At 49.6% G+C, this 7,053-nt stretch carries 6 protein-coding genes and 1 pseudogene; 3 read left to right on the plus strand and 4 right to left on the minus strand.

What is annotated here, in order from left to right; genetic code table 11:
* Nucleotides 1-135: 135 nt before the first annotated feature.
* From JZI27_RS15245 to menC, 3 genes and pseudogenes are all read left to right on the plus strand, one after another.
* Nucleotides 136-1,239 (plus strand): annotated as a pseudogene (locus tag JZI27_RS15245) (YfcC family protein).
* Between the two features lie 74 nt (nt 1,240-1,313).
* A complete protein-coding gene (locus JZI27_RS15250) occupies nt 1,314-2,486 on the plus strand; it encodes a M20 peptidase aminoacylase family protein (protein WP_280208089.1) in 1,173 nt (390 codons plus the stop codon).
* 2 nt (nt 2,487-2,488) lie between these two features.
* A complete protein-coding gene (menC, locus tag JZI27_RS15255; RefSeq protein WP_280208091.1) occupies nt 2,489-3,637 on the plus strand; it encodes an o-succinylbenzoate synthase in 1,149 nt (382 codons plus the stop codon).
* 38 nt (nt 3,638-3,675) lie between these two features.
* Here the strand turns inward: menC and JZI27_RS15260 are convergent, their stop codons facing one another.
* The 4 genes from JZI27_RS15260 to JZI27_RS15275 form a co-directional block, all read right to left on the minus strand.
* On the minus strand, nt 3,676-4,581 hold the full coding sequence (locus JZI27_RS15260) for a hypothetical protein (protein ID WP_122909496.1): 906 nt from the start codon (nt 4,579-4,581) through the stop codon (nt 3,676-3,678).
* A 112-nt stretch (nt 4,582-4,693) separates the two neighbouring features.
* A complete protein-coding gene (locus tag JZI27_RS15265; RefSeq protein ID WP_280208093.1) occupies nt 4,694-5,749 on the minus strand; it encodes a sensor histidine kinase in 1,056 nt (351 codons plus the stop codon).
* A gap of 28 nt (nt 5,750-5,777) precedes the next feature.
* Entirely contained in the window at nt 5,778-5,987 is a 210-nt protein-coding gene (locus tag JZI27_RS15270) for a hypothetical protein (RefSeq protein ID WP_280208094.1), read from the minus strand.
* 1 nt (nt 5,988) lies between these two features.
* Nucleotides 5,989-6,660 (minus strand): response regulator transcription factor, encoded by a 672-nt coding sequence (locus JZI27_RS15275; RefSeq protein WP_280208095.1) that lies wholly within the window; start codon nt 6,658-6,660, stop codon nt 5,989-5,991.
* Nucleotides 6,661-7,053 lie beyond the last annotated feature (393 nt).

The raw sequence follows: 7,053 nt of genomic DNA on the forward strand, positions 1-7,053 counted from the left end.
CCTAATGAACGACCTATTAAAAATCCTATTCTCTCGCTCTATGGCTAAATCAAACGCGAAAACCCCGTTGTCCAAATATTCATTCGTTGGCACGGGGTTTGCTTATCCATTTAGCAAAAAAAGCGAGGTGATTCCATGAGTGCACCACACTCTACTTCATCGGCGAATCTTGCGCCAGCCAAAAAGCGGTTTAACATGCCTCATACTTATGCCATTTTGTTTATCATGATTGTATTGGCTGCCCTGCTTTCGTACATTCTCCCAGCTGGTGAGTTTGAGCGAATACAGGACCCGGAATCCGGTAAAACCATCTTGTGAGCAACAGCTATCATCAGGTAAAGAGCAGTCCTGTGAGCTTTTTTGATATGTTCAAGTCGATTCCGACCGGCATGCAAAAAGGAGCTCAGATCATCTTTTACATCTTCATCGTCAGCGGTGTCTTCGGCATTATTCGTTCCACCGGAGCGATTGAAGCAGGAATCAACAAAGGTGTACGCCATCTTGCGGGAAGAGAAATCCTGAGGATTCCCGCCTCCATGCTGCTCTTCTCCATCGGTGGCTTTGCGATGGGAATGGCGGAAGAGACCATCATTTTCGTACTGATCGGAATTGCGCTGGCGCGAGCGATGGGCTTCGATGCAGTGACAGGAACTGCGATGGTGACGCTTGGGGCAGCCAGTGGATTTATCGGCGGTATGCTGAATCCTTTTACAGTCGGAATTGCCCAATCTCTGGCGCAAATTCCTCTCTTTTCGGGACTGGCCTTCCGCTCGGTCGTCTACGTCTTCGTCCTCGGCTTTGCCATCTGGTATGTGATGCGGTATGCCTACAAGGTCAAAGCCGATCCGACCCAAAGCGTCATTCACGATCTCGAATATGCTTCGATTCAGGATGAGCGGGAGGAAGTGGCGATCTCCTGTCGTGGCCATGTTCCTGATTCAATCTCTGATCAACCTGTTTATTCCTTCCGGCAGTGGACAGGCAGCAGCCACCATGCCGATCATGGTGCCCATCGCCGACCTTTTGGGAATTCAAAGACAGGTAGCCGTCCTCGCCTTCCAATACGGCGATGCGATCACGAACTCCATCATTCCCACTTCCTCGGCTCTGATGGGATACCTGGCTGTTGCCGGAATCCCTTATGAAAAATGGGTGAAGTTCGTCTGGAAGCTCATCCTCGGCTGGACATTGATCGCCTGTATCGCTCTGATCGTCGCCGTGCTCATCGGTCTCACGTAGGTTGACGAACAGCTGGAATTGGAATACAGTCTGAATTGAAAGACAATTTGACGAGACGTCACCCTGGAGGAACTATGCGCACAACCATTGAACAATTGAAGCCTGCCATTTTTTCTCTGTACGAACATTTTCATCAACATCCCGAGATTAGCTGGCAGGAAGTACAGACGACTTCCTTTCTTGCAGACTTCCTGAAATCATACAACTGTCGCCTGACGACCTTTGAGGACATGACAGGCGTTGTCGCTGAGTGGGGAAGTGAGTCACCGGACGCTTTCACAGTAGGATTGCGTGCTGACATGGATGCTTTGTGGCAGGAGGTGGACGGACTTTTTTGCGCCAATCATTCCTGTGGACACGATGCGCACATGACGATGGCTCTAGGCGTGCTTATGGTGCTGCATGAGCGAAACCTTCCACTTCCCGGCAAACTGAAAATGATTTTTCAGCCTGCCGAGGAAAGCGGCACAGGGGCATTATCGCTCGTACAAAAACAGGTTGTTGACGATGTGGACTACCTGTATGGCGTTCATTTGCGCCCCATCCAGGAAGTAGCTTACGGCAGAGCCGCATCTGCGATACTGCACGGTGCTGCCGCTACCCTCTCTGCTCACATCAAGGGTGACGACTCACACGGTGCACGCCCGCATCTTGGAACCAATGCCATCGAGGTCGCGGCATCCATCGTAGGAGAACTGAAAGGGATTCATTTAGACCCGCTGGTTCCTTACTCGGTCAAAATGACCCAGCTCAGCTCAGGTGGCAAAAGCACAAACATCATCCCCGGCTCTGCCCGTTTCCATCTGGATATCCGCGCCCAAACCAATGCCATTATGGAGGCGCTGCTGACCAAAACAGAGCATGTGCTGCAACAGGTTGCCAAGCTGTATGAGATAGAGCTGGACTATGAGATCACTGAGCGGGTGTACGCTGCAGAAGTACATGAAGAAGCACGCCTGATTATGGCTCAGGCTATCTCAGATGCATTGGGGTCCGAACAGCTGGAACCGCCGATCCTTACTCCGGGCGCCGAAGACTTTCACTACTACACCAAGGAAAGACCGCATCTGAAGGCAACCATGCTCGGTCTAGGCTGTGACCTAGCACCAGGCTTACACCATCCGCACATGCATTTTCGGAAGGAAGCCTTGCTGGATGGTATTGAAATTTTGACACGAGCCGTTCTGCTGACTTTTGATCACCATGCACAAAACCAAGCACCCATTCAACCATTGGAGGAGAGGTAATCGTGAAACTGGAGCGTATCGATTTGCAACGCATCAAAATCCCGTTGAATTCCCCGTTTGAAACCAGCATGGGTGTGGAAACGCACAAGGAATGCATCCTCGTTCGCGCGTATAGCGGCGAGCATGTTGGCTTTGGTGAAAGTGTCGCAATGGATGTTCCGGTCTACAACGAAGAAGATGTGGATACTGTCTGGTACATGCTGGAGAAATACCTGATCCCGCAACTGTTCAAACGTGAAATCGAGCATCCTGATGAAGTATCCCACCTCTTTTCCTGGATGAGGCGCAACCACATGGCCAAAGCTGCCTTGGAGGGCGCCGTCTGGGATTTGTATGCCAAAATGCAGGGCATGTCTTTGTCTCAGGCTTTGGGTGGTACACGTACGACGATTGATGTGGGGGTCAGCATCGGAATCGAGCCCACCATTGAAAAGCTGCTCCAGCGAGTCGAAGGCTTTGTCCGTGACGGGTACAAAAAGATCAAGGTGAAGATCAAACCCGGCTTTGATGTGGAGCCGATGCGTGCGATCCGCCAAACATTTGGTCCAGATGTGCCCTTGATGGCCGATGCCAACTCTGCTTACACCTTGTCCGATATCGAAATGCTGAAGGAACTGGACGAGTTCGGATTGATCATGATCGAACAACCGTTGGCCCACGACGATATCATCGATCACGCCACCCTGCAAAGAGAGCTGAAAACGCCCATCTGCCTTGACGAGAGTATCCATACGGTAGAAGACGCCCGCAAAGCAATCGGTCTCGGAAGCTGTCGGATTATCAATATCAAGATCGGTCGCGTAGGCGGGCTGACAGACGCGAAGAAAATTCATGATCTGTGCCAAGCAAATCATGTACCTGTCTGGTGCGGCGGCATGCTGGAGGCAGGAATTGGCCGCGCTCACAATATTGCGATGGCCTCACTTGCCAACTTCACCATTCCTGGCGATACCTCACCTTCCCATCGCTATTTTGCAGAAGATATCGTCACTCCGTGGATCGATTTTGCCAAGCCTGGTGTTCTGAATGTACCGACTGCTCCTGGTATCGGCTTTGACATCAATGAACAGGCGATTCGCAGTGCGCTGGTGGAACACAAAAGCTATTTTGCCAACTGCGAATCGACTACTACGCTCATTCCCAATTATTAATACAAAGGGGAGGTCCATTGCGGCCTCCCTTTTCTTCGTTACTCGGTGATGGTGAGTATTTTGCATAGATTTTGCTCTGCTTCCGGTCTCTTTTCCTCTGTCAGCTGCTTCAGCAAGTCCAGCGCTGCATACGGCAGCTTCAAGGCATGCGGGTCACGGTAGGTTTTTTCCCAGTACTTCGGGGAAAAAATCTGGTTAAAAGCCGGTTCCTTCACCTCGTCTTCGAGAATCAATTCCGGTCGTTGACGATTCAGAAACATTTGTACCCGATGGTTTCTGATCCCTTCTTGAACCAAATCGTCATACCCAAACCGGCTCAACTCACTCAAAGCCTGTGCATGTGTAATGCTGTGCGTCACTTCGCCTTCGAAGAAATAACGCTGTCCGTCAATGACTCGGTTCGGGTAAACGGCATGGAGTTCTTCAAACGTATGTTTTGCCATTTCATTGACCTTTTCGTAAGCAGGGATCCCCTCAATCTGCTCCACGGTGACTTCGGTGTAATCTTCAATCCCCCAGTAACGATTGGGGCGATCTACAGTGGTCGCCTTCAATAGCTTCACCAGTCCTGCTACGATACTCGGGCGGATCAGGTCAGGACGTTCGCGCAAAGCCTTTAACGCCATCACGCCCAATGCCAGCCCATGACCGGAGGTACGCAGCTGCTTTACGTTTTCAGCCAAACCCGCTACAACAAGCTCCAATAGATCAGGATCGGCTTTTTCATCTTGTTCCAGCGGTGCGAACCACGCGGGCTTGAGGGCCCGGTAGGATTCGCAGGTTCGTTCAATACCGTCCTTCATATGCTCCGGCAAATCATGCTCTCTAGACATGAAATATCCTGCCAGGAGCGCTGCTCCATAATGGCCGCCAAACCATCCTTCTTCTGCTGCTCTAGCCATCGCTACGACACCAAGCTCCAAATATTCGTCCAACAACCTCATCGCAATTCCTCCTTTTTCCAATTCGTTATATTCATAATATAACATACATTTTAATTTGTTAAGTGTAAAAAAATAAAAAAACTGAATTCCAGCTCTCGCCAGAATATCGGCTTCATACCTTCATCGGAAGTGTGACCAGAAATGATGTTCCGATCCCTTCTTCACTGCTAACCTGAATTTTCCCTTGATGTACTTCGACGATCCATTTGGCGATGGAAAGTCCGAGTCCAGTCCCTTCTGTGGATTTAGAACGCATCTTATCCACACGATAGAACCGGTCAAAGACGAGCGGAATTTCATCCTTCGGAATACCAATTCCCGTATCCTTGACCATGATCGCTACACGCTGCCCCTCCCTTTTGCAGGAAACGAAGATGCTTCCACCGGGATTCGTGTACTTCAGAGCATTATCCAATAGGATGACCATCATTTGATGGATTCGTTCTTCATCGCCCATCATATCCAGAGACTCTTCAATCTCTGTCTCCAGCCTTACTTCCTTGGCAATCGCCATTTGGGAAAACACCTGGGTGCAGGTTTGAACCACTTCATTGACGTTGAATCTTTTTTTCATGATTTGCAGCTCGTTCGAATCGCTGCGCGCCAGGGTCAACAGATCGGAGACAAGATGGCTCAGGCGCTTGGCTTCTTGCATTCCGATCATGATCTTTTCGCTCTCCTGTTCAATCGTCTGATCCGGGTGACGGAACAGCCGCTCCAGATTGACCAGAATCGCAGTCAGCGGAGTACGCAGCTCATGGGATGCATCCGCTATAAACTGCTGCTGCTTCTCCCAGGATACCTGGATCGGCACGAGTGCCCTTTTCGCCAGAAACCACCCTACGACGATCGCGATCAGGATGCTGATCACATTGCCGATCAACACGACATACAACAAACTGTTTAGCATATTTTGCTCGGGGGCCAGGTTGTAAATGACCTGGAACTGCTGCGACATGACCATTCGATCGCCGACTATGACTCTTTTCGGGATTGTCACCGTCTGGACACGGAACACATGTTCATTGACGGTCCTGGTATCGATCCCGGCCACTACCTCGGGCTGGTGAAATTGCTCAAAATCATCAGGGTCCATACGTTCCCCAAAGGCAGACCCGAGGAGCCTCCCACCCCCATCCCATACAAGCAGGACATATCTGCGCTCCATATCGGCGAATTTCTTGCGCTCTTGCCGATTATACGGGTAGGGATCTTCGTTTATCCGCTGTAGCCGTGGAAACGGGTCGTGGACCAAGTCGTTGGGATACCTTCTCCAGCTCCCGATCCACCTGTGAATAGAGGAGAATTTTCATGGTAAAATACACGGCGCCCCCCAAGGCATTCAGCAGTAAAAAGACGACGATGACATTCAGCGTCACCAGACGAAATCTGGTTTTTTGAAACATATCATTCTTCCTTTTTTAAGATGTAGCCGACGTTGCGGACCGTTCGGATGATATTTTCGCATGCACCCATTTTTTTGCGAAGATAATGGACGTAGAGATCGACCACGCCGTAGTTCGCATCGGAATGAATGCCCCACACTCGATCAAAAATCTGTTGGCGAGTCAAAATCTGCTCCCGGTTTTGCAAGAAGTACTTGAGCAGTTCAAATTCCTTTGTCGTCAATCTCATCGGTTCATCCTGAATAAATCCATCGTACTCGTTCATTCTCAGGGAGATTGGCCCGTACGTCATCTCTCCTTCTGCTGCTGTTTTGCCGTGTCGTCTCAGGAGGGCTCTGACTCTTGCCGTCAATTCCTCCACGGCAAAGGGCTTGATCAAATAATCGTCTGCTCCAGCATCCAGCCCCTCTACCCGTGCCTGCACGCTGTCTTTTGCGGTCAAAAACAGTACAGGTGTCGTCACTCCTTTGGTGCGCAAGGTTTTTACCATCGTAATTCCATCCATACCTGGAAGCATAATATCTAAGACCAGCAAATCATAGATTCCTCTCTCCGCCAACAAGAGACCATCGTCTCCCCGTTCTGCTGTATCCACTTGGTAACCTTCATCTGACAAAACTCCCTCTATAGCTTGAAGGAGAGCCTGCTCGTCTTCTACGGCAAGTATTAACATACCCATCCCTCTTCCTTGAACTTCCACCCTTTATCGTGTTAGTGAAATGAATCAATCTGAAATTAGAACAAAAGCGATCCTCGTATTTTCGAGCCTTGTACTCCTGACATTCAGCATAGCATAAAGCGCTTCGATCACAATGCGAGAATCGCCTTATGCCTGATCCCCATATACCAAAAGACAAGCCTTTGTTTCGATGTATTTATTAGAGCATTGATTTTTTTGATTAGTATTTGAAAAGGTGATTTGGAAATAAAAAAAGCTGTATTCACCATCACTCTTTTGAGTAATCGAGAATACAGCCTTTATCCTTGTTCCATCAAAACTGGATCTGCATGATTGCTAAAGCATGTGGATAAGTCCTCGACCGATTAGTATTCGTCAGCTCCACGT

Origin of the sequence: Brevibacillus sp. AY1 (assembly GCF_029870785.1) — a bacterium.
GTDB lineage: Bacteria > Bacillota > Bacilli > Brevibacillales > Brevibacillaceae > Brevibacillus > Brevibacillus invocatus.

Coding starts and splice junctions, on each gene's coding strand:
- JZI27_RS15250 (WP_280208089.1), top strand. CDS start 1,314: ATGCGCACAACCATTGAACAATTGAAGCCTGCCATTTTTTCTCTGTAC.
- JZI27_RS15260 (WP_122909496.1), bottom strand. CDS start 4,581: ATGAGGTTGTTGGACGAATATTTGGAGCTTGGTGTCGTAGCGATGGCT.
- JZI27_RS15265 (WP_280208093.1), bottom strand. CDS start 5,749: ATGGAGCGCAGATATGTCCTGCTTGTATGGGATGGGGGTGGGAGGCTC.
- JZI27_RS15270 (WP_280208094.1), bottom strand. CDS start 5,987: ATGTTTCAAAAAACCAGATTTCGTCTGGTGACGCTGAATGTCATCGTC.
- JZI27_RS15275 (WP_280208095.1), bottom strand. CDS start 6,660: ATGTTAATACTTGCCGTAGAAGACGAGCAGGCTCTCCTTCAAGCTATA.